This window comes from Bacillus sp. A015 (genome assembly GCF_053851875.1).
Genome location: NZ_JBSPZB010000003.1, coordinates 214083 through 238485, shown reverse-complemented (window position 1 = coordinate 238485; position 24403 = coordinate 214083). Strand labels below are relative to the sequence as shown.

General features: G+C 41.3%; 22 protein-coding genes. 6 read left to right on the top strand and 16 right to left on the bottom strand.

Features of this window, described 5'->3' with window-relative positions; translation table 11 throughout:
- Positions 1-210: 210 nt before the first annotated feature.
- The 8 genes from ACSLGF_RS04415 to hprK form a co-directional block, all read right to left on the bottom strand.
- Positions 211-852, bottom strand: coding sequence for a DsbA family protein (locus ACSLGF_RS04415; RefSeq protein ID WP_456002900.1), 642 nt, complete (start codon positions 850-852; stop codon positions 211-213).
- A 59-nt stretch (positions 853-911) separates the two neighbouring features.
- Entirely contained in the window at positions 912-1553 is a 642-nt protein-coding gene (locus ACSLGF_RS04410) for an NAD(P)-dependent oxidoreductase (RefSeq protein ID WP_456002898.1), read from the bottom strand.
- 87 nt (positions 1554-1640) lie between these two features.
- Positions 1641-2069, bottom strand: coding sequence for an Rrf2 family transcriptional regulator (locus ACSLGF_RS04405; protein ID WP_024423567.1), 429 nt, complete (start codon positions 2067-2069; stop codon positions 1641-1643).
- A gap of 69 nt (positions 2070-2138) precedes the next feature.
- Positions 2139-2657, bottom strand: coding sequence for an acyltransferase (locus ACSLGF_RS04400; RefSeq protein WP_456002896.1), 519 nt, complete (start codon positions 2655-2657; stop codon positions 2139-2141).
- A 1-nt stretch (position 2658) separates the two neighbouring features.
- Positions 2659-3309 (bottom strand): pyrophosphatase PpaX, encoded by a 651-nt coding sequence (gene ppaX, locus ACSLGF_RS04395; protein WP_367307955.1) that lies wholly within the window; start codon positions 3307-3309, stop codon positions 2659-2661.
- Positions 3306-4250 (bottom strand): nucleoside recognition domain-containing protein, encoded by a 945-nt coding sequence (locus tag ACSLGF_RS04390; protein WP_456002894.1) that lies wholly within the window; start codon positions 4248-4250, stop codon positions 3306-3308. Before ACSLGF_RS04390 ends, ppaX begins: the two co-directional genes overlap by 4 nt.
- Before the next feature lie 19 nt (positions 4251-4269).
- A complete protein-coding gene (gene lgt, locus ACSLGF_RS04385; RefSeq protein WP_456002892.1) occupies positions 4270-5082 on the bottom strand; it encodes a prolipoprotein diacylglyceryl transferase in 813 nt (270 codons plus the stop codon).
- A gap of 11 nt (positions 5083-5093) precedes the next feature.
- The gene (gene hprK / locus ACSLGF_RS04380) at positions 5094-6026 is read right to left on the bottom strand and encodes an HPr(Ser) kinase/phosphatase (protein ID WP_003212943.1); all 933 of its coding nucleotides are present in this window, start codon (positions 6024-6026) and stop codon (positions 5094-5096) included.
- 177 nt (positions 6027-6203) lie between these two features.
- Between hprK and nagA the strand changes: the two genes are divergently transcribed.
- Genes nagA through ACSLGF_RS04365 form a run of 3 tightly spaced genes read left to right on the top strand, consistent with a single transcriptional unit; the run spans position 6204 to position 8863 of the window.
- Positions 6204-7394: an N-acetylglucosamine-6-phosphate deacetylase gene (gene nagA / locus ACSLGF_RS04375; RefSeq protein WP_456002890.1), complete on the top strand. Its 1191-nt coding sequence runs from the start codon at positions 6204-6206 to the stop codon at positions 7392-7394.
- Positions 7394-8119 (top strand): glucosamine-6-phosphate deaminase, encoded by a 726-nt coding sequence (gene nagB / locus ACSLGF_RS04370; protein ID WP_456002888.1) that lies wholly within the window; start codon positions 7394-7396, stop codon positions 8117-8119. The genes nagA and nagB overlap by 1 nt, the downstream gene beginning before the upstream one ends.
- Positions 8120-8137: 18 nt before the next feature.
- Positions 8138-8863 carry a GntR family transcriptional regulator gene (locus ACSLGF_RS04365; RefSeq protein ID WP_456002886.1) on the top strand — a complete coding sequence of 242 codons (726 nt, stop codon included), beginning with the start codon at positions 8138-8140 and terminating at the stop codon, positions 8861-8863.
- Between the two features lie 29 nt (positions 8864-8892).
- On the opposite strand, the gene ACSLGF_RS04360 is transcribed toward ACSLGF_RS04365, so the two are convergent.
- The 5 genes from ACSLGF_RS04360 to ACSLGF_RS04340 form a co-directional block, all read right to left on the bottom strand.
- Complete coding sequence (locus tag ACSLGF_RS04360) at positions 8893-12747, bottom strand: metallophosphoesterase (protein ID WP_456002884.1); 3855 nt, start codon at positions 12745-12747, stop codon at positions 8893-8895.
- A 93-nt stretch (positions 12748-12840) separates the two neighbouring features.
- Positions 12841-13227 (bottom strand): phage holin family protein, encoded by a 387-nt coding sequence (locus ACSLGF_RS04355; protein ID WP_024423577.1) that lies wholly within the window; start codon positions 13225-13227, stop codon positions 12841-12843.
- On the bottom strand, positions 13228-13422 hold the full coding sequence (locus tag ACSLGF_RS04350) for a PspC domain-containing protein (RefSeq protein ID WP_367307951.1): 195 nt from the start codon (positions 13420-13422) through the stop codon (positions 13228-13230).
- A gap of 6 nt (positions 13423-13428) precedes the next feature.
- Entirely contained in the window at positions 13429-14520 is a 1092-nt protein-coding gene (locus ACSLGF_RS04345; protein ID WP_456002882.1) for a DUF4097 family beta strand repeat-containing protein, read from the bottom strand.
- A gap of 11 nt (positions 14521-14531) precedes the next feature.
- Complete coding sequence (locus ACSLGF_RS04340; RefSeq protein WP_456002880.1) at positions 14532-14867, bottom strand: hypothetical protein; 336 nt, start codon at positions 14865-14867, stop codon at positions 14532-14534.
- A 195-nt stretch (positions 14868-15062) separates the two neighbouring features.
- Between ACSLGF_RS04340 and ACSLGF_RS04335 the strand changes: the two genes are divergently transcribed.
- On the top strand, positions 15063-15293 hold the full coding sequence (locus ACSLGF_RS04335) for a hypothetical protein (protein ID WP_099726351.1): 231 nt from the start codon (positions 15063-15065) through the stop codon (positions 15291-15293).
- A gap of 201 nt (positions 15294-15494) precedes the next feature.
- Here ACSLGF_RS04335 and uvrA read toward each other — a convergent pair whose 3' ends face one another.
- From uvrA to ACSLGF_RS04320, 3 genes are all read right to left on the bottom strand, one after another.
- Positions 15495-18371 carry an excinuclease ABC subunit UvrA gene (gene uvrA / locus ACSLGF_RS04330; protein WP_456002878.1) on the bottom strand — a complete coding sequence of 959 codons (2877 nt, stop codon included), beginning with the start codon at positions 18369-18371 and terminating at the stop codon, positions 15495-15497.
- A gap of 7 nt (positions 18372-18378) precedes the next feature.
- The gene (gene uvrB, locus ACSLGF_RS04325; protein WP_456002876.1) at positions 18379-20364 is read right to left on the bottom strand and encodes an excinuclease ABC subunit UvrB; all 1986 of its coding nucleotides are present in this window, start codon (positions 20362-20364) and stop codon (positions 18379-18381) included.
- A 292-nt stretch (positions 20365-20656) separates the two neighbouring features.
- Complete coding sequence (locus tag ACSLGF_RS04320; RefSeq protein ID WP_034318699.1) at positions 20657-20902, bottom strand: CsbA family protein; 246 nt, start codon at positions 20900-20902, stop codon at positions 20657-20659.
- 282 nt (positions 20903-21184) lie between these two features.
- On the opposite strand from ACSLGF_RS04320, the gene ACSLGF_RS04315 reads away from it, so the two are divergent.
- Positions 21185-23716 carry a PEP/pyruvate-binding domain-containing protein gene (locus ACSLGF_RS04315; protein ID WP_456002874.1) on the top strand — a complete coding sequence of 844 codons (2532 nt, stop codon included), beginning with the start codon at positions 21185-21187 and terminating at the stop codon, positions 23714-23716.
- A gap of 90 nt (positions 23717-23806) precedes the next feature.
- On the top strand, positions 23807-24379 hold the full coding sequence (locus ACSLGF_RS04310; protein ID WP_456002872.1) for a TetR/AcrR family transcriptional regulator: 573 nt from the start codon (positions 23807-23809) through the stop codon (positions 24377-24379).
- Positions 24380-24403: the final 24 nt, after the last annotated feature.

The window sequence follows — 24403 nt, the reverse complement described above, 5'->3', positions numbered from 1 at the left end:
AATTCCCGCATGATCTCTTTCATAGGTACGCCTGCCAATCTCATTTCTACAGCCTTCCGTTTGACTTCAACCGGATAACTCACTCTTGTCCCCATAGAAAAAACACCTCCATGTCTTATTTCGGATAACAACGATCCGTTTTCAAACTTGAAGGTGTTTTTTATTTGTCTCATCTTATGGGGTCAGTCCCATGGGTTAGAGGCTGTTTTTTTATTGATCTATTTTCTCTAGAATTTCCTTCAGGCGGCCTTCAAGCTTTTCAGCCGTCATCGCACCTCCGCCTAAGCTGAAGTATTCATCACCTTTTTTTAACAAAAGTGTAGGATAGCCATTCACGTTTAGTTGTTGAACCTTCGCAAAGTCGGCATACGCATCATTGATTGTTTCTTTTTCCTTCAACCGTTCAATCACTGCATCAGGATCAAGATGATGAGCCATAGCAATCTCTCGATAAGTTTCTTCATCACTCAGGCTTTTTCCATCTTGATAAAAAGACTTTTGCATGGATGAGGCCAAATACAATACCCGCTCTGGCGCGATCGATCTTAATGCTGAAAACCCAATGGCCGCAGCCTCAGAGTCTAAAAGAAATGTGCCGTTTGCTAGCAGTTCCTCGTAACGTTCACCAAATTCAACACCAGTCAGCTGACTGATACGCTGATTTGCTTCTGAAATGTGTGGATAATCCTTTATCGGTAGACTTCTATCTCCTACAAATAAACCGCCCGACACAAGTGTCAGTGGTATTTCCGGGTGATTTTCGTGTAAAGTACGGATACTGTTAGAAAATCCATAACACCAGCCACAATATGCATCCCATACATATATAAAAGACACTTCTTGATCATTCATATGAAAGGCTCCTAACTCAGCGCTCCTCATTCGACAGCGAAACGCTTGTTTTTTCTCTCTTATTCTGCTTCAGATACAACTGTAAAACGTTCTCCAACATGGGCAGCCTGCTCAAGTTCATCAACAAGCGCAATGGCGTAGTCGGCATAGCTCACATAGCTGTCACCTTTTGAATTGACAATAAGATGATCCTTTCCTTTCACATAAGAACCTGTACGTTTGCCTTCTGGATCAAAGAATGCAGCTGGACTGAGGAATGTCCATTTTAATCCTTCGGTCTTTTGAAGATCCTTTAGGTTTTCTCCTTGCTGTGAAGCAGTGGCGATGTATTCTTTTGGAAACTCTGGAGTGTCAACAAGTCTCGTTGTTTTGGCCTCATCTACAAATAGACTGCCTGCTCCGCCCACAACGATTAAACGAGTCTCCGGTGCCTCTTTCAAGATATCAATGAGCTTTTTCCCAGCCTCTACGTGAAGATGCTCCCTTCCAGCAGGTGCGCCAAATGCATTCACGATGACATCAAAACCTTTGATGTCTTCTGCTTGCAAGTGAAACACATCCTTCTCTAGAACGGCTACGCTTGTATCTGTCACCTTTTGTGCATCTCGAACGATTGCCGTCACTTCATGTCCTCTTGATTGAACCTCTTTTAAAATTTCTTGTCCTGCTTTACCTGTTGCGCCAATGATTCCAATTTTCATGTTAATTCCTCCTACAATATGGTTTTATTTTTATAACGATAGGTGTAACTAATTTAGTTACAACAGAGGTAAAAAAAATTGAATAGATCATCCAATTTTTTTGATTAACACATGCGTTAGTTCACTTAATTTGATCTCAGCAAGTACTTGCTCCATCGCACTTTGAGCCCGGCATAAAATTAATTCAAGCACCGCTTGAATATTTGCACCGATCGGACAGTCAGGATTTGGGCTTTCATGAATTTGAAACAATTCTCCCTCGTCCACGACTTCAACCGCTTTATACACATCGAGCAGTGTGATGTCGTCTTCACTGCGGTTCAGCTGAGAACCACCTTTGCCAAGACTCGTTGAGATTAGGCCTGCTTTTTTTAATTTACTCATAATGCGGCGGATGACCACTGGGTTTGTATTCACGCTTCCTGCGATATCCTCCGATGTCTGTAATGATCCTTTTTCAAGTGATAGCAAGGCCAGAATATGGACAGCGACAGTAAATCTGCTGCTGATTTTCATGTTTTCTCACCTCTGTTGTAATCATTATAGTTACACCACGTCAGAATGTCAACAAAAAAGTCTGCCGAGCTACTCAGCAGACGTAGATTGACGTGCTTCCATTTGTTCTTTCGTATAAATCATGCGCATTGGATTTCCTCCAACAAAGGAGCCTGCCGGGACATCCTTATGAACAAGTGTACCCGCCGATACGATCGCACCATCACCGATCGTCACTCCAGGCAGAATGGTTGAATTTGCTCCAATTAAGACTTCATCACCAATATAGACTTCCCCAAGCCTGTACTCTTTAATCAAATACTCATGGGACAAGATGGTCGTGTTATAGCCGATCACACTATTTCGACCGACAGTGATTTTCTCAGGAAACATCAGATCAACCATAACCATTAAGGCAAACGCCGTATCCTCGCCGACTTTCATACGAAGGAAGGTCCGATACATCCAGTTTTTCATTCCCATAAAGGGCGTGTACCTTGCCATTTGAATAAAGATAAAGTTTTTCACAACTTTGAGAAAGGGGACCGTCCGATAGACTTGTCTAAGCGAATTGACCCCTTTTACAGGATAACGATCTGTTTTTCTCAACTTAATCAGCTCCAACAATCGCCAAGAGATCACTCATTTTCTTCAGCATGAAATCAGGGCGATGCTTTAAAAGGGCCTCTTCTCCCTTAATGGACCAAGCGACACCTGCCGTTTTTGTCCCTGCCGCTCGACCAGACAAAATGTCGTGATAATTATCACCGACCATCACCGCTTCATGTGGATCACTGCCAAGTTTGGATAATGCCAGCTGGACTGGTTCCGGATGCGGTTTCTCATTTTGTACATCATCCAGTGTCACAATCACCTCAAAGAATGGCTCTAAACCTGTCAGCTTCAATCCCATTAAGACCGTATCACGTATCTTCGTTGTAACAATTCCGAGCTTAAATCCTCGATCCTGAAGGATTTTCAACGTATCTATAACCGTCTCATACTCAGTCACAAGCAGATCATGCTGTTCATGATTAAACGTCCGATACATCTGAATCATGTCATCCGTCAGATTCGGGTCCATCGCAGAAAATGTATCAAACAGTGATGGACCAATAAAATGAAGGATATCCTCACGACTGTACTGACCAGGATAATAATGATCCAGCGTATGCTGAAATGAAGCAATAATTAATTCATTTGTATTGATTAACGTGCCATCTAAATCAAATAGCACTGTGTTGATAGTTGATTCGTTCATATAGCTTCCTTTCTAACAGCTGCATGTTCCCGCTTCCGCCAAATATAGCTAATGGCAGCTGTCAATAAAATGGCAGAAATCAGGCGGATGACAAGAAGCGGCCATACTGGAATGCCAAGTGGAATAAAAATCAGGGTATCTTCAACCACCGCATGACAAGCAACAAGGAAAATGAAGGCAAGGGTTAAATCCTTTTTGCTCACACCGTCCTCTTCCACTGCCTTCATCATCACTCCCGCTCCATAAGCTAGACCAATGGTTAATCCAGCCACCATCGTCATAGACGTATTTTCTTTCATTCCAAGCATTCTAGTAAAAGGAGACAGCCACTTAGACAAAGTATGCAGCCACCCTAAATCTCTCATGAATTGAATGATGATCATGAGAGGGATGACGATACAAGCCAGCTGGAGTACACCAAGAAAGGCTTTCTGTACAGCAAGAAGAACGATCATATACCAGCTTGAAGGCACATCAGCCGCCTGAGCTGCTGTAAGCAATCCATATTGCGCAGTTTCTTGTCCGCCCTGCCAAACGAGATGAATGACAATAGCTGAAACAACGGCAAGACAGATTCTGACTAACAAAATTACAGACACCCTCAGTCCAACCTTTGCCGCCACTGTCGATTCGATAATCAGGTTATGACAAAAGGATAGCATCACCGCTAAAATGAACACTTCCTTCACAGGAAGCTCTAATGTCAAGATAGCAGCAATACCCGCATACAAGTTCAGCATATTTCCTAATACAAGCGGAATCGCCGCTTCCCCCGAAAGACCAAACAACCCCATAAATGGCCGTATGAATTGTATAATCCAATCCATAACAGGCGTATGCTGTAAGATACTGACGAGAATAGTAACCGGAAAAATGACTTTTCCAAGTGTCCAAGTCGTCGACAGCCCTGCTTTAAAGCCGTTTTTCCATGTCTCCCCCATCTCTTCTGATCCCCCCTGCTTAATTCTCTTTATACGGAATGGATGCGTAGCCTTTGATTCTTCTAAAGACAATCAGCAAAACAGCTGCTATAAATATCGCAATTGAAATCATCTGTGCGATTCGAAGATGGTCTGTCAGCATTAAGCTGTCCGTTCTCATTCCTTCAATGAAGAAACGGCCAATTGAATACCAAATTAAATAAGACAAGAAAATTTCGCCTCTACGCAGCGATGTTCTGCGTAATAAAATCAAAATCACAACGCCGGCAATATTCCATAATGATTCGTATAAAAACGTTGGGTGATAATAGGTCCCATCAATATACATTTGATTAATGATAAACTCAGGCAGATGCAAATTTTCTAAAAAGGCTCTTGAGACAGCCTCACCATGCGCTTCCTGATTAATAAAGTTGCCCCAGCGCCCGATAGCCTGCCCTAGTAAAATACTAGGTGCTGCCACATCGGCGATTTTCCAAAAGGATACCTTTTTCACTTTTGTAAATACGATGGCTGTCAGCACTGCACCTATCAGCCCGCCGTGTATTGCAATTCCGCCATTCCAAATCTTAATGATTTCATTTGGATGCTGCTGATAGTAGTCCCATTCAAAGGACACATAATAAATTCGTGCACAAATAATGGCGATTGGAATCGCAAATAAGATTAAGTCAATAAACGTATCTTTATTGATTCCTCTTTTTTCACATTCTCTCAGTGCGAGCCAGAGTCCAAGCAAGGCTCCTACCCCTATAATCACACCATACCAATGAACCGATATAGGTCCGAGCTGAAAAGCAATCGGATCAATTGGTTGAATTGCTTCGTTCATATAGACAACTCCTATTCATCCTGGCCATTGTCTTCAATGACATCGGCAAGTTTACTTGTAAATTGTTCCGCTGCATTATGCCCCATTCGTTTCAATCTGAAGTTCATCGCAGCCACCTCAATAATGACCGCTAAATTTCGTCCTGGACGTACAGGGATGGTCAGCTTCGGTACATCTGTATCAATGATCCGCATTTTTTCTTCTTCAAGCCCTAAACGATCATACTGCTTGCCTTGTTCCCAAAGCTCAAGGTTCATCACAATCGTAATTCTCTTATAGCTTCTGACGGCGCCTGCTCCAAATAAGGTCATCACATTAATAATACCTAATCCACGAATTTCCAGAAGGTGTTCAATCAGCTCTGGTGCGCTTCCAACTAACGTATCCTGATCCTCTTGACGGATTTCCACGCAATCGTCTGCAACCAGCCTGTGTCCCCTCTTCACTAGTTCTAAGGCTGTTTCACTTTTTCCTACTCCGCTTTTCCCAATTAACAAAACACCTACACCATATACATCTACGAGCACGCCATGAATGGCAGTCGTTGGTGCAAGCTTACTTTCTAAAAAGTTGGTTAATCGACTCGAAAGTCTTGTCGTTTTTAAGCTTGATCGTAAAACCGGCACCCCATTTTCATTTGATGCTTCAATTAATTCCTTCGGCACTTCACGATCTCGGGACAAAATAATAGCAGGGGTAATATCTGTACAAAGAGACATCATTCTCTGCTTTCGTTCGCGTTCTGGGAGTTGTTCAAAAAAGGAAAGCTCTGTTTTCCCTAAAAGTTGAACTCTTTCTTTTGGGTAATATGTAAAATATCCAGCCATTTCAATACCTGGTCTGGAAAGATCACTGATTGTAATGGGACGATTAATCCCTTCTTCCCCACTCACCAGTTCAAGATGAAATTGTTCCATTATGTCCTTCGTACGAACTTTCGGCACGCTTCTTCCTCCTTTATCACAGGCGTTTCAGAAATACAGCTCTATTTTATCACTTTCAATGATGAACCCAAAACAGTATTTTATCCTGACCCTGTCTCACTCCCCTCCACTGGTATAGACAACTATACTTAAAAAGGGTAAACTAAAGATAAAGATAACGAATAAGGGGGCACAACCATGAGCAGCTCTTTATTGCTCTCCAATATTCATATTGTGACAAAGACACAGATCATTGAACACGGTTTTGTCGGTTTACGCGATGGCAAGATCGACTATATTTCAACATCACCACCGACAGGAAATTATGAAAAAGTATATATTTCCCGGGAAAACTTTTATTTACTTCCCGGAATGATTGATATTCACATCCATGGCGGATATGGTGCAGACATGATGGATGCGACACCAGAAGCCATGAATACACTTGCTGACAACTTACCGTCAGAAGGAACGACAAGCTTTTTAGCGACAACCATTACCCAAAACCATCAAGAGATTGAGCAAGCACTTAAAAATGTCGCTCATTGGAAACAGTATAATGAGGAACAAGCAGGAAGTCAGGCACAATGTTTAGGTATCCACCTCGAAGGTCCATTTATTTCTAAGGATAAAGCAGGTGCACAACCTGCTCAATGGATTAAACAGACGGATCTCCCGCTTTTCGAGAAATGGTTAGATGCATCTGAACAGCTCATTCAAGTTGTCACGTTTGCACCTGAGGAAGACCCTGAATTTGCTTTTCTTTCCCTGTTGCAAGAAAAGAACATCATCCCTTCTATTGGACATACGAATGCTCATCATGACATGATTGAATTAGCAGCAAAGCATGGTGCACGCCATATGACGCACCTTTATAATGCAATGAGTTCGTTTCAGCATCGTGAGCCAAATGCTGTAGGTGCTGCTCTTACAAACGAGAACCTTCATACTGAGCTGATCACAGATGGCATTCATTCACATCCTCTTTCTATAAAGCTTGCGTATCTCGCAAAAGGAAGTGATCGTTTGATAATGATCACAGACTCAATGCGTGCAAAAGGTCTAGGGGATGGAACATACGAGTTTGGCGGTCAGACTGTCACAGTCAGCGGTGAAAAGGCATTGCTGTCAGATGGTACACTTGCAGGGTCGATTTTACGAATGAAAGATGGCGTCAAACGGATGAGACAGATCACTCATTGTGAGTGGACCGAGATTGCAAAGATGACCTCAACCAATGCAGCCACTCAGCTAGGGCTTGATCATCAGCTCGGTTCTATTGAAGTTGGAAAACTGGCGGACTTGGTCATTTGGGATCAATCTGGTGAACTGATGATGACGATCTGCCGCGGGCAAATCGTTTTTGAAAAAAAGGAGGCCAACCACTGATGAACATCATCGAATTTGAAGATAAAGATCAATTAGGAAAAGAAGCAGCTGCCCTCATTGCACGTACAATCTCATCTAAACCAGATGCAGTGCTCGGCCTAGCAACTGGCGGTACACCTGTCGATACCTACAAAGAATTAATTCAACTTCATCAAGCGAAACAACTTTCTTTCAAACAAACAAGAACAGTCAATTTGGATGAGTATGCAAGACTTCATCCCGATCATGAAAATAGTTATATGACCTATATGAAACGTCATTTATTTGATCATATTGATCTCCCTCAGGATCAGTATTTCCTGCCAAATGGCGCTGCACCTAATTTGGAAGAAGAATGCTTAAGATATGATCAGCTCATTCAAGATGTAGGGGGCATCGACCTTCAGCTTCTTGGAATCGGACAAAATGGACATATTGGTTTTAACGAACCAGGTACCTCTTTCGACTCAAAGACTCATGTTGTTCAATTAGATGAAAACACCCGTCAAGCAAATGCAAGATACTTTTCTTCTATTGATGATGTACCTACACATGCCATCACAATGGGAATTGCGAGCATTCTTTCAAGCAAAAAAATTCTCCTTCTTGCATCAGGAAAATCAAAAGCGAAAGTGATACAATATTTAGAACAGACGGAGATTCACCCAGACTTCCCTGCATCTGCCCTTAAGCATCATCAAGATGTGACAATTTTCATTGATCGAGAAGCTGGTTCACTACGCTAAACACGAGAGGATTTTCACATGTTTATTGATAAGCAGTCACCTATTCCGATGTACCATCAGATTATGGAGAACTTGAAAAAGCAGATTGAGGATGGAACATTAGCACCTGATACACTCATTCCTTCTGAAAGAGAATATGCCGAACGCTTTGATATTAGTCGAATGACTGTCAGACAAGCCTTATCGAACCTTGTGAACGAAGGATATTTGTATCGCCAAAAAGGAAAAGGCACCTTTGTTAGCCGAAAAAAGTTTGAACAACCGCTTCAAGGCTTAACAAGCTTTACAGAAGATATGCGCCAACGAGGGCTCAAAGCCTCAAGCCAGCTGGTTGATTTCAAAAAAACCGCATGTCCAGAGCACTTGCTGCCAGTCTTACAGCTTTCAAATAGCGATGCTGTATATGAACTAAAACGAATACGTCTTGCAAATGATGAACCGATGGCGATTGAAACGAGCTATATCCCCGAAACATTCGCAGGAGATTTAACAAAGGAACATTTAACTGGCTCTTTATATGAATATATAGAAAATCACACTGGCCTTGCAATTGGCCTTGCAAAACAGGAGCTTGAAGCCAATGTTGCCTCAGAGCAAGAAGCACACGTGCTGTCTATTTCAACTGGCTCGCCTGTGCTATCAATTGCAAGAACAACATATTTTCAAAACGACCTTCCATTCGAGTATGTTCTTTCCGTTTATAGAGGGGATCGTTACAAGCTCATTCATACAATGGAAAGATAAACTGTGCTCCTACATCGAAGCACAGTTTTTTATTTCCGAAGAAATTTTGTTTCGCCATCATTTTTTGTATGGATTTTCCATATAGGTGAAACAGCTTTCCCTTGAAAACGATCTTTTGCAACAGTATACCAATAATAGTCTTGATTTGGCTTTAAGCCTTTCCACTCAAAGCTTGCTTTTTTGCCGCTTTTTACGCCTCGTGCTTCTCCTAGAAGGACGTTTGTATATACATTGAGTTCAAAATAATTGGTTTTGACGGATTTCATTTTCGGCGTCAAATCCACATCAATTGAAAACTCATCCTGATCTCCATACGTTTTAGGATCATAGAAATGCTCTTGATTCATGTAAGGTGAGTATGTTGTAAAATGAAGTTGATTTTTTTCTTGATCCGCTGTAATCAACCTCATAAATCCTTGACCGCCCTCAGGACCTGACTGATAATCAGCAAGGATTTGATATACTTTCCGGTCCACTTTGCCATCATGGTCATCATCAAGCTCATCTACTTTCCTGCTCGCTCCGTGGTAGTGCCCGCTAAATACTGCCACAATATTCGGGTGACGTTTTACCACTTGGTGGAAAATGAGGTCACCTATCGGACTTCGGTTGCCACTTACTAACAAATACTCGTGAAAGTTTAAAATGACGATACGATCTGGATGCTCAGAAATCACACGGTTTAACCAATCGATTTCATTTTGCTTAATCCCCCAGCCCATGTACACCATCATATAATCATTGCCACCGGCAGAGATGAGATCATAATGACCTCGATTGTTTTGATAGGATTCACCATAGTAAGGTTTTTCTGCAAAGCGTTTCGCTCCAAAGTATCTCCCATATTCCGCATAAAAACCGTCCTTGTGTCTGACATCATGATTTCCTGCTAAAACACCATAAGGAATATGATGATCATCTAACACACGCATAAATGTATCGGCACGATTCCATTGCTTATCCTTTGAATCATCCACAATATCGCCTGTATGGAACACATATTGAATGTTTAACTTATCTCTTTGATCTCTGATCCATTCGACCATTTTTTTAAAGATATGAGGATAGCTCTTTGCATAGTATTGTGTGTCAGACATCCATACCATCCTATATGGCTTTTGCGCTTTGCTGATTTCATCCTGTACAAGCAAATCAAACGTTTGATTCTTCATGTACTGTCTCACTGACAGCAGACCTTTAAGGTAAAATTCCTTTTGATCCTTTGCAAAGTGATGAGTGATTTTATCCCACTTTTCCTGCTGATGATTCCATGCGTACATTGTCACCTTTCTCCCTGACAATGAACCTCCTTTCCAAACAGCCTCGACGACATCCTTTTCACGTACATGATGATGCACCTTGATTTGAAAACGATGATAGGGAAAACGCTGTAAATCCTTCGTTTCGACTGCCTTACCATCAGCAAATGCAATGCGATTTCTTTCTTGATCAGAAAAGATCATTTCCCCTGTTTGGTTAAAACTCTTTGGCGGTTCAGTCTCAGCTGCATATTTAAAAATCTTCATTGATGGATGCAGCGATGTATATTGGTAGGCACGATAAAATGAATAATCTAACTTATCATTTGTTGGGTCCTTGGTTAACACAGTTTGCTTAGACGATTCCACTTTTGTCTTATCTGACACTCGTTCTGGTATCTCGGGGTGTTCATGTACCGTCTTGAATTCTTTTTTCAAAGTAGACATGTTCCCTGCGGCATCTTTTGCTTTGATCGTAAACGTGTGCTCTCCAGGGTCTAATTCGCTAGAAGATGTCTGATAAGGCAAAGAAACGGGTTTACCATCTAAAAATGCCTTCATGTCCTCTATGTCACTCCAACGATCAGTTACCTTTGCCTTTAACGTAAAGACTCCTTTATATTGTTCATTTGCTTGTATATTGGTCTTGATTTCCGGACCTGTGTTATCGACTTTCACACGTACAGCTGCGTGCTCGTCTGCGGTTTTGGCCTCGATAAGATGCGTTCCTTCTTTCAGCCTTCTAGTATCCCACTGAATATAGGTTGAAACATACGCCTCTTTTGGGATTTCAAATTGAAACGTTCTTACCTTTTTGGCGTTACCACCGTCTCCCATCTTCCATTCTTTTTGCGGCTCGGAATTCACTGGAGGAATTTGTGTTCCATTCGATAAAATCATCCTGACATTTTTCAATTCAAAATCATCGTGATTCTCCCCAGGCAACCGGTCAACCGGAGAAGACTTCGTTCCAGCATGAATAGAAATCGTTTGTGAACCTGACTGATTCATCTCTGCTTCTGGTATTGGCATTGTATAGGTACGATACACTTTTGTCGAATCATCAAAAATAGAAAGTAAGTGCTTACCTATGGACACTCCATTTCTAAAATACAAATTTGTCCCTTTGACATCAAATGCAATATATGGATCTGCTTCAAGGGCCGAAAATGCTTGTCGACTTCGCTTTCCATCTATCATCAATTGAATGTTTTTTTTCTGATCAGATGTTGCCTTTAATGAGAATATACCTGAAACTGTATCTCCCTCTTCTACATTGAATCGCAGACCGTGGGTTTTGCTGACCTGCTCCACATCAATCGTTTTCTTCATCGTCATTGCTTGATTTTCGCCGTCTGACGCTTCAAGCTGATATTCCAACTGTTCTTTACCAATCAGCTCAGGTGAATAAATAATATGATGAAATAGCCGGTCATTATGATCTTTTTGAAGCAGAATCTCTTTAAAATCATCTTTCCGATTCGTTCGATAACGCAGCTTGACGGTTTTGACGAACTGATCATCCTGTACATCTGCTTTAATCTCTATACTTTCAGTTGGTTTCACCGGTTTCTTGTCCGTCATATCTTCAATGACAGGTTTATGAATATCTTGAGAAATTTCTTTTTTTTCAGATGGAATTTGTGCTTTTAACACTTTTCCAGGTGTTGGCTCTTCCTCAATTTTCGAGATCAGCTTCATTTGCGGCGTACCATCCATCGGATACTTGAACAGCAAGGATTTATGCTCGCTAAACAATGATGGCTTTAAACGAAATGCTGCTGAAGAAATCTCCTCACCTATATTTGTTGTGATCGAGACAAGACGAGATTTGGAATTGGACAGCCCTTTGCTCTCGATCACTGATAGATGCTCTCCCTCTTTTAATTGGCTTTTGTACATACCATTAAAGTCCGCTACTGTTAAATGCTCCTGCCCTTTTTTTCTTAACCAGAAAACATAAGGCTTTCCAGGTGAAATGGTGACTGGATTTGTGTGAAATGAATAAACATCATCCATCTCGGTGCCTTGTGCAGGATTGCGGTAGCGCAGCTGATAATGCTGAAGAGAGATAGGAGCATGTGTCGTGTTATAAACTTCTATAAATTCAAATGCATCTTTGCCTTTTCGGTTTTTTGAATTAACGACAATCTCCGTGATGAGTAAGTCCGGAATATGTGAGAGATCCTCTTCAAATCCGTTTAAGTGAACAGATTGTTCCGCCGTTTTGATCACAGATTTCTGCGTAAGGAACTCTGTATAGTAATGAACCGTTGAATTCCATAATTGATCTGGCGGGATTTTCGCTGTAAATTCTGGCTTCATTCCAGGTAACCGTTCCATTGGAATCAATCGGTACCCCAGTTCATCACTTTGTTTATAGTACAAGTTTGCAGACAAAATTTGTTCTGACTGACTAATAGACGCCCGAAACTGAAGATCACGGCTTTTTCCTTGAACTGGACGAACGTCCACATGAAATTGGTCAAAAATAAAAGGTGAAAACGGCTTGTCCGGTATATTCACTTGTGTTTGGATAAAGGGCCCTGCTGAAGCAGGCTGACTAAAACAAAAAAGAATGATAAAAAAACATAAAAGCATGATTTGTCTGCTCACGTTCACCATCGTGCACCACCTTCCTTCGGATATTGTGTCTCCTGAAGGTGGTTTTTATGACAGATGGAACGGGAAAATGAGACAATTTTACACAAAAAACCGTTAGCTTTTTTTCGCTAACGGCTCCACGATTCCTTTTTGTATCAGCAGATGGAAAATGGATAAAATGACAGCCATCCAAATGGCCGTTCCAAACCCATCAATGTTAAAACTATCGCCCATAAAGCTCGATGTCATCATCAGTGTGATGGCATTAATGACAAATAAGAACAATCCTAGTGAGAGTACGGTCACTGGCAGCGTTAAAATGATCAAAAACGGCTTCACTAAAATATTGAGCAAGGACAAAATGATACTTGCCACAATGGCTGCACCAAATCCTTCAATATACACACTTCCGAGCCCCGGCAGAATGCCCGAATCAAAATATCCAGCAATGACAATTAAAAGTAATGCATTTACTAAAATACTGACGATCCATCTAAGCATTTAGTTAGTGCCTTCTTCCGGAACAACAAAATACCAGATGAAGTAAATCAGGAAGATCGGCATAAATACTGTCATAAATCCGATAATCACCGTTAAAATGCGAAGCAGGGATGCATCAACACTTAAGTATTCGGCAAGTCCACCAACAACACCCGCTATTTTTTTATCTGTTGCTGAACGATAAAGCTTCTTCATGTAGAATCACTCCTTGTCTGATTGGTGCTTTACTTGTATTGAACCTGTTTTTGTTTCTGCAAAAATGGATATACTGTGCACTGCCTGTTGATTGGCTTTGATCATTTTCTCTTTTTGCAACGTTTCATTTTTCTCTTTCACCATATCTGCATCAAGCAAATCGTGAGAGATAGACCCGAGATTGCTTTTCAGCTCAGCGGTCACTGCACATGCACGCGGGATCTGAACGTCCACACTGCCTGTTGTGGTTTTCGCATAGATTGAACGGCACTTCTCATCCGACAGCTGGACAGCAATGTTCCCGTTAAAGCTCTGGGCATCAATTGATTCACTTTTCCCACGCAGGTCAATGAGCCCATTGATGGTTTCTACTTCAATCATACCACACTCGTGATCAGCCAGTTTAATTTGTCCGTTTGCTGTTTCAATACCGACTTTTTCTGCCTGTAAAGAGGCAAAAGAGACAACGCCATTTGTGGTTTTCGCAGCAAGTTCTTTTGTCATTAGCTTTTCCCCGCGAATCGGTCCATTAAACAGCTTGACCTTAATCTTATCGTATTGGATACTCGGTACATATAAGGTGACATTGACTTTCATCGTCTTCTTTTCGGTCCGAATAAAAAATTTATCGCCTTCAAGCCCGCAATCCAATTGATTGAGAAATTGCTGTCTTGCCTGCTCTCCGTCCTCTGCCCGGTAGATTTTCGCATGACACTCTGCTCGAATATCCCCATCGTCCCAAGGCATCACATTGAGACTGCCGTTAGCCAATTGAATATCTAAATGAGACAGCGAGGCGTCTTTGAACTGAAAAATGTGCTCAACATCGACTGACTGTCCAAAGTTCAAATCAAGATCCACATCTTTTACCTTTTTCACCGCAGAATCTAACCAGCCAAACAGCTTTGCCCCAAGATTCTCGGTGGCGTTTCCGTTACTTTCTGCTCCAGCTTTTTCTTCATGAAAGGTATGATCGGCTGTAGACTTTTCTAATGAGACAGACTGACTTTCTTCTAGCTTTTCTAAAAGCGTAATCGCTTCTTTTGCTGATAATGTCCCGTCTTCTACTAATTTTAAAATTCGTTCTTTCTCATTCATACAAAGCCCTCCTACGATTTGATAGATTGAAGTACTTTAATGCCTTGAATGATATTCCAAATGACAGAGATCAAAAAGCTGATGGCTACTAAAAAGGACAAGATGAACACCGTCATGACTGGAATGACCGAGTCACTCGACTGCGTCGCGAGTAAAAATGGGATAGACCCAAAAACCAAAATAATGCCCGCTGCAACTGGCAGCAGGTGTGACCACAACGCCCGCATCGCATGCCGTTTTGTTTCCTTTTGGTCTACTACAAAATACGCCACAATCGGTAAGATAAACGGCATAAAAAATACACTGAAATAACAAATAGATGCAATGATCGACTGATCTCTATTCATATATTCGCTCCTTCATGACGAAAATTCCTTTCTAACTCATACGTTTATTGCGTATAAAAAGTTTCAAAATCATTCGATTTACATATGACCTTAGACACAAATTATTTCTTTTTCCCCCTAAGTGTAGATTCTTCACGGATTACCCTTTAAAATATGTTGAAAAGATGGTGATTATCATTATAGGGGGTAATTATTTTGACAGATCATCATAATTCTAACCACACAGTCCAAACGCTTTTAGACCTTATACAGAAACAGAAAAGCATGAACAGCGAAATGATCAAGGAGCTGGAGACGATTCATCCGTCTCATCCGAAATATGGTGATATCCGCTATTTAAAAGTACTGCTCGACAGTAGCAGCACCCATATCTTAAAGGATTTAACGCACCTCAGTAATTTAATGCCGAAGGAAGATGCACAATAAAAGGAAAACCCCTCGGATAAAGAGGGGTTTCAAACCGGAGAGAAAGGGCTAAAATGATCTTTATTTTAGCCCTTTTTCTTCTTTTCAACGTGATAGAAAACCTTTGAAGTCTAGGAAGGACGAGCACCGGAGCGCAGACCTGACAAAGAATGCGAGGGTTTGCCTACACGCTGAAACCCCTCGATAAAGAGGGGGGTTTTCTTATAATGATGTCACACTTTCCGTTTCTTTGACCAACTGTTTCATTCGTTCGCGGTCACGTTCTAAAATAGGCTTCAAGTATTGACCTGTGTAAGAAGCTTCTTCTTTTGCAATGTGCTCAGGTGTTCCAGTGGCAATGATCGTTCCGCCGCCTGCACCGCCTTCTGGCCCTAGATCAACGAGGTAATCAGCGGCCTTGATAATATCAAGGTTGTGCTCAATGACCAAAACCGTATCCCCGTTTTCGACCAAACGCTGAAGCACTTTTAATAAACGGGCAATATCATCCACATGAAGGCCAGTTGTAGGCTCGTCTAAAATATAAAGAGACCTTCCGTTTGAACGGCGGTGAAGCTCAGATGCCAATTTCACACGCTGCGCCTCTCCCCCAGACAATGTCGTCGCAGGCTGTCCAAGTGTAATATACCCTAACCCAACATCAAAAATCGTTTGAAGTTTACGCTTAATTTTCGGGATATTCTCGAAAAATTGAAGTGCGTCCTCCACAGTCATTTCAAGAACATCGGCAATGTTTTTCCCTTTGTACGTGACCTCTAGTGTCTCGCGGTTATAACGTTTCCCGTGACACACTTCACAAGGTACATACACATCAGGTAAAAAGTGCATTTCAATTTTAATGATTCCATCTCCACGACACGCCTCACAGCGGCCGCCTTTGACGTTAAAGCTGAATCTGCCTTTCTTATAGCCTCGTACCTTTGCTTCATTGGTTTGTGCAAAGACATCCCGCACGTCATCAAATACACCTGTATAAGTGGCAGGGTTGGATCTTGGTGTACGGCCAATTGGAGATTGATCAATATCAATGACCTTATCTAAATAATCCATTCCTTTGATTTCTTTGTGCTGTCCTGGCTTCGCCTTCGCTCTGTGCAGTTTTTGCGCAAGTGATTTCAATAAAATTTCATTCACAAGCGTACTTTTCCCTGAGCCAGACACACCCGTCACAGCTGTAAAGACGCCTAAAGGAAACTTCGCATTGACGTTTTTCAGGTTGTTTTCTTTTGCACCTTTTATTTCGATGTAGCGGCCGTCAGGCTTTCTTCTTTCAATTGGAAGCGGGATGAATTTCTCACCAGATAAATATTGGCCTGTCAAAGATTTCGGGTCCTTCATGACTTCTTCTGGCGTTCCAGCCGAAATCACTTCTCCTCCATGAACGCCTGCTCCCGGTCCAATATCAATCAAATAATCAGCCGCAAGCATTGTATCTTCATCATGCTCCACGACAATCAGCGTGTTCCCGATGTCACGCATGTTTTTCAAAGTTCCAATCAAACGGTCATTATCCCGTTGATGCAGACCAATAGATGGTTCATCTAATATATAAAGAACACCTGTCAATCTTGACCCGATTTGAGTCGCGAGACGAATCCGCTGCGCCTCACCGCCTGATAGTGTGCCAGCAGACCGGCTTAATGTCAGATAATCTAAACCTACATTATTTAAGAAGGACAAACGTTCTTTGATTTCACGTAAAATGAGCTGGGCAATCTGCAAATCTTTCTCAGATAACTCGATTTTTTCATAGAGATCAAGTGCATCAGAGACAGATAAATCGGTAATTTCTCCGATGTGCTGGCCATTGATGAGAACCGCAAGCGTTTCTTTTTTCAGACGATACCCTTTACATGTCGGACAAGGCTGATTGGCCATATATTTTTCCATTTGCTCACGGATATAATCAGAGCTTGTTTCCTTGTAACGCCGTTCAATGTTACGAAGGACACCTTCGAACTCAATTTCATTTTCACGAACCTGACCAAAATCATTTTCATATTTAAAATAAATCAGCTCAGAGCCGCTGCCATATAAAATTTTATCGAATAAATGCGGCGGTATATCTTTGACTGGAATGTCCATGTCGATTCCATAGTGTGTACATACAGCCTCAAGAAGCTGCGGATAGTATTGTGAGCTCTGCGGCTCCCATGGTGCAATGGCATGCTGACGTAAAGTCAAATCCTTATTAGGAATCACAAGCTCAGGGTCGACTTCTAGTTTAGAACCGAGTCCATCACAGCTCGGACAGGCACCGAAAGGACTGTTAAACGAGAACATTCTCGGCTCAAGTTCACCAATAGAGAACCCGCAGTGCGGACAGGCATGGTGTTCACTAAATAACAGCTCTTCTTGTCCAATCACATCAATCATGACCCGGCCTTCACCTAGACGAAGTGCCGTTTCAAGGGAATCAGACAGCCTAGCGGCAACGCCTTCCTTCACCACAATCCGGTCAATGACGACTTCAATGGAATGCTTTTTATTCTTTTCGAGCTCGATATCTTCTGAAAGGTCTTCCATTTCTCCATCGACCCTCACTCGAACATAGCCCTGCTTCCGAATTTGATCAAGTACTTTGACATGTGTTCCTTTGCGGCCAGATACGACCGGTGCAAGCACTTGCAATTTCGTTCTTTCTGGATATTCTAAAATGCGATCTGTCATTTGCTCAATCGTTTGTGACGTAATTTCAATCCCATGTATAGGACAAATAGGTTTTCCGACTCTAGCATATAATAGACGTAAGTAATCATAGATTTCAGTAACGGTTCCAACCGTTGATCTAGGGTTCCGGCTCGTCGTCTTCTGGTCAATACTAATCGCCGGAGAAAGACCTTCAATGGCATCTACATCCGGTTTATCCATTTGACCGAGAAATTGGCGCGCATACGCTGAAAGAGATTCAACGTATCGGCGCTGACCCTCTGCATAAATGGTATCAAAGGCAAGCGACGATTTTCCTGAACCAGATAAACCCGTAATGACCACTAGCTGGTCACGCGGGATATTCACATCAATATTTTTAAGGTTGTGGGCTCTAGCACCTTTCACCTCTATTCGTTCCATAGCCATCAGGCAATCATCCTTCCGCTTTTAGCTCTAGCAATAGATCTCTTAATTCTGCTGCTTTTTCAAAATCAAGCGCTTTTGCTGCTTCTTTCATTTCCATCTCGACTTTTTCGATCACTTTTTCTCGTTCTTTTTTGCTCATTTTTGACAGCTTTGGTGCTGCATTTGTTTCATATTCTTCCGATTCCTCATGTATCTTTGTTGCCTTAATGGTATCTCGGATTTTCTTATGAATCGTTTGCGGGGTAATCTCAAATTTCTCGTTATATGCTTCTTGCTGTTCTCGTCTTCGCTTCGTTTCTTGAATCGCAATGTCCATTGATTTCGTCATTTTGTCTGCATACATAATGACCCGGCCTTCTGAATTTCTCGCTGCACGGCCTATCGTCTGGATGAGGGATCTTTCAGAGCGTAAAAAGCCTTCTTTATCCGCATCTAAAATAGCCACGAGCGACACCTCTGGAATATCCAGCCCTTCACGAAGAAGGTTGATTCCAACGAGTACATCATATTTACCGAGGCGTAAATCACGAATAATCTCAATCCGCTCAAGGGTCTTAATTTCTGAATGCAGATAATTGACCTTGATCCCAATTTCTTTTAGATAATCTGTGAGATCCTCAGACATTTTTTTCGTCAACGTGGTCACAAGCACACGCTCATTTTTCTCCATTCTTGTATGAATTTCTCCGATTAAATCATCGATTTGTCCTTCAATCGGACGGACTTCAATGATCGGATCCAGTAAACCAGTTGGGCGGATAATTTGTTCCACGACCTCTGGCGTTTTCTCAAGCTCGTAAGGCCCTGGCGTTGCGGATACATGCACAATATGATTGATATGCTTTTCAAACTCATCAAAGGTGAGCGGTCTATTATCAAGTGCTGATGGCAGACGGAATCCGTGATCAACCAACACTTGTTTTCTTGCTTGGTCCCCGTTGTACATTGCTCGGATTTGTGGGATGGTCACGTGTGACTCATCAACAACAATCATAAAATCATCCGGGAAATAATCAAGCAGTGTGTAAGGTGTTGAACCAGGAGGACGCAAGGTCAGATGTCTTGAATAGTTCTCGATTCCTGAACAAAAGCCCATCTCTCTCATCATCTCAAGATCATATCTTGTCCGTTGCTCAAGACGCTGCGCTTCAAGCAATTTGCCGTTTTCCCGAAGCTTTTCCAGCTGTTCCTCAAGCTCTTGTTCAATATTGATAATTGCTTTCTCCATTTTTTCTTCTCTTGTGACGAAGTGAGATGCTGGGAAAATAGCGACATGCTCACGATCACCGAGTATTTCTCCAGTCAGTGCATCCACTTCACGAATACGTTCAATTTCATCACCGAAAAACTCCACTCTGATACAATGCTCATCTCGTGAAGCAGGAAAAATTTCAACGACGTCGCCCCGTACTCGGAAGGTTCCGCGCTGAAAATCTATATCATTACGAGAATACTGAATATCCACAAGCTTACGCAGAAGCTGATTGCGTTCAATTTCCATATCAGTGCGCAATGACAACACGAGCTCTCGGTATTCCTCTGGCGAACCCAAACCATAAATACAGGACACGCTGGCAATGATGATGACATCCCTCCGCTCAAATAACGAGGATGTGGCGGAGTGTCTCAACTTATCTATCTCATCATTGATGCTGGCGTCCTTTTCAATAAATGTATCGGTCTGAGGAACATATGCCTCAGGCTGGTAATAATCATAGTAACTCACAAAATATTCAACAGCATTATTCGGAAAGAATTCCTTAAACTCGCTGTATAATTGACCGGCAAGTGTCTTATTATGCGCAATGACAAGTGTCGGTTTGTTCACTTCTTTGATCAGGTTTGATACAGTAAAGGTCTTTCCCGTACCTGTAGCACCTAACAGCGTTTGATGCTGTTTCCCCTGATGGATCCCCTCCACGAGCTTTTCAATCGCCTTTGGCTGATCTCCTTGGGGCTGATAGTTAGAAACTAATTCAAAGCGGTCACTCACATCAAAGCCTCCGTTTCGTTACGAAATCTATCTAATGAATATATTATCATAAAAGAACACAAAAATACGAACTAAAGTTCGTGTCTCACTTGATTTTTATTTCCAATACAGTCATACCCTCTCTCCCATAGCAAATAACCCTCTAAAGAAACCGTCCTTTCAGTATGGAACATTTTGGAGCGGGATATTCGATGAGCAGAAAAACATCACAAAAAAGAAAGCTGCACTCACTAGAAATCGTAAGCACAGCTCATGTATAAAAAACGTCACCTTTCGGCCTATCACGATCACATCAATGATGTTTTTCAGCCTTCTCTCTTTTTTCAATTTCTTTCTTAGCCATAAACAATGCCCCAGCTACTAAAGAAATAATATCTAATCCTACGATAAAGTAGGTTTCTGTATAGCCTTTCATGTACGAGGCAAATAAAAGCGCTGCTGTTAATGCAATGCCCACATAATGATTATAAGTAACCTTTGAAAATAAAATAACGAGCAGGAAAGGAAAAACAAGTGCAAATATGGCTTTTGTAATCAAAAAAACCCTCCCTCTTCATGGTCTACTCCCTTGATTATAGTAAAGATTGGCATATTGAACAATTCACAGTTTTCGATTTCACCTTTTTTTCTTCACGTTTGGAGACTTTTGTTATAGATATAGAAGAAAATTAGTGAGAACGTCCCCTTTGTAAAGATAGGTCTTTACGTCTTTGACAGTAACATCCAATAAAACCTATGATTAAAATGATAGTGCGCACTATCATTTTGAAAAATAGAGAGACAAACAAACCATTGGCTATTTGGATAAGGGGGCATTCCCATGTATTCAGTGTTATTTCATGCGGCTGAAGAATCCGCATCACTCGCAGGGGCAAAAGGCGTGAATTTGATCAAATTAAACAATCACGGCCTGCCAGTCCCAGATGGATTTATTATTAAAACCAACAGCTTTGCAAGCTTTCTTTCATATCACAACCTGCATTCAACTGAGCAAAACCTTGCACAAAAAATCAAAAAAGCTTCGTTTCCTTCACAAATGGAAGCAGAGTTACTTTCGTCCTTTCAATCATTGCTGAAGGCATATCCCTCAGTTGCTGTTCGATCCTCTTCTGTTGCTGAAGATCTCGAAGGTGCCTCATTTGCAGGACAGTACGAGACCTATTTAAATATCAAGAGAAATGAAGAATTTTTGCAGGCTGTCAAAGAATGCTGGGCTTCTTATTTTGCAGCAAGAGTCACAGAATATAAGGAAGAGATGGATGAAAACGAGGAAGAGATGCCGCTCATGGCTGTCGTCGTTCAAGGATTGATCCATTCTGACGTTTCCGGTGTCATCTTTAGTGAGAATCCGGTATCGGGAAAAACAAATGAAATCATGATGACAGCAAGCTACGGACTAGGAGAAGCCATCGTGTCCGGTCTTGTGACACCAGATACGTTTATTGTAGACAAAGAGACGTTTTCTATTGAAAAATCACTAGGGACTAAAGAACTACTAATTGTTCCTTACCAAGAGGGCGTCATTGAACAGCCAGTATGTGAGGAAATGACTGGCCAGTTTTGCCTGCATGATGATCAATTGGAAGAAATCACGCAAATCACCAAACAAGTAGAAGCACTTTACGGACATGGAGTAGATATCGAATTCGGAATATCAAATGGTACTTTTTATTTGCTTCAAGCAAGACCGATTACCGCTTCTCTACCAAAAACAGCAAATGAAGCAGCAGGTGCTTCTTTTCAAATTCAGCCTGAAGAGCTGCAGGATTTCTGGATTTCAATGGACGATCATATGCCAGGCCCAACAAGTCCTCTTTTCTCAAGCTTGATCATACCTGCTTTAAAAAGCGGGATGAAGAAAAATGGAGAAAAGTATCAAGTACCTGACCTCAACATCAAAGATATCAAGCTCTATAGAGGTCACCTGTATTCTGCACCGTCTATGCCTGAAGCGGGAACAGAAACTGCACCAGTTTTTGATGAGAGCATATTTGAGGTATTTCCCCATTTAAGTGAACGTATGTATGAAATTCTAGAGCAAAACTTCTTTCCATTTTACGAAAAACTCGATCGTCAAATGAACGAGCCTATGACCATTGAAGAAGCAATCATTGGCTTCGAAGAATTAAAGGCATTTTATATACAAGCGTACGAGGATCATTTTGATATCGTCATACCACAAGTCATTCTATCTGCTATGATTGAAGACATGCTTGTAACGTATACCGGTGATCAAAAACAAGTCGTCTTGTTACATGAGATGATGATAGGCGTGATGAACAAATCTCTTGAAACAGACCAGAAGCTATCTGATCTAGCAAAGGATGTCCTTCAAGATAAAGAACTTCTTCAAGCATTTACAAATCATGAAGCGAATCCAGAACTATTATATGCACTTAATCACACGGATAAAGGAAAACACTTCATTTCGAAGATGGAGGAATTTCTCCAAATCTATGGCTGGCGATCTGTTAAAAGTCATGACCTTACGGAAGAGACATGGGTAGAGAACCCTGAATTTGTCTTAGACATCATCAGAAATAACATTCAGTACCAATGTGATTTTGATGAAGAATTTGCACAAGCAGTGATCAAAAGACGTGAGACTTATGAGCAATTTATGAGTGAAGTGAAGGATGAGTCTTTTAAGACTAAATTTGAAACACTTTATCACTTTGCCCTTCAGGCAGCCAATATTCGAGATGATCATCACTTCTACATTGATGCCATGTTAGATGCAAAAGCTAGACTATATCTATTAAAAATTGGTGAACTCCTTGCACAAAAAGGAGCCATTCCTCATCAAGAAGATCTATGGTATCTCTACGATGAAGAAGTATACAAAGCGCTCACAACTTCTATCACATACGATTCGGTCATACAGCAAAGAAAAATTCAAATGAAAGAAAATGAAGCCATTCAACCACCAGCTTATACAGGCACTCCATCTGAGGCTGAATTGGAGCAAGTGGAAAGAATGCTCGGTTCATTAAGAGAAAATGAAAACAACACAGACGATGTGATCCATGGAATTGGAGCGTCTAGCGGCATTGTTTCCGGAAGAGTAAGAATCATTACATGCGCTGATGAATTTTCACAATTTCAAAAGGATGACATTTTAGTTTGCAAAACAACCACACCTTTATGGACCAGCTTATTTAGAGACGCAAAAGCAGTGATCACCGATTCTGGAGGCATTTTGTCACATTCCGCTATTATCGCTAGAGAGTATATGATGCCTGCTGTTCTAGGTACAAGAATAGCCACTGAAAAACTCCAAACAGGTGACCTTGTGACAGTAGATGGTGCGAATGGACGTATTCAGTTATTAACGCAGCATTCACGGGCATAACCCTATCATTTCCGATCATATTGGCGGTCATGGATTTTATCGGTATACTTACTTTGTTGCAAACACATTCATAACCTGAGGTGAGTATGCTTGTTAAAATCAACAAATCAACGAATCATTCGCGCAACGATGGATTTATTGTCTGAAAAGGGCTATCAAAAAACAACTACAAAAGAAATTGCGACAAAAGCGAATGTGAGTGAAGCGACCATTTTTCGTAACTTTAAAAACAAACGCGGCGTCATTGCTGCCATTATGAAAATGAAATCAACACCAACTAAAACGCTAGAAGCAGAATTCAAAGGAGATCTATACACTGATTTAAAATTTCTAGGCAACTATTTCCTTGAAGATTTGACTTCAAAAAAAGAATTTATCTATATCAGCATGAGAGAACCCACAATGTTTAAGGATTTAACAGATCATGAAAAACTTTATCCTCAAGAACTGAGGGAAATGCTGACACAATATTTCAAAACGATGGGTGCTCAGCATCATGTATTAAAAGGAAATGAAGAAATCTATGCAGACATTTTCATTAGTACGTATTTCGGTTTTTTCATTCAACAGCTAGAACAAGACTTACAACTCGTTTTAACACAGAAAGAAGACTTTATTGAGACATGCACACACATTTTCATGAGAGGAATTTCTCCCGCTTAAAGGGTGAAATTCTTCTTTTTTACA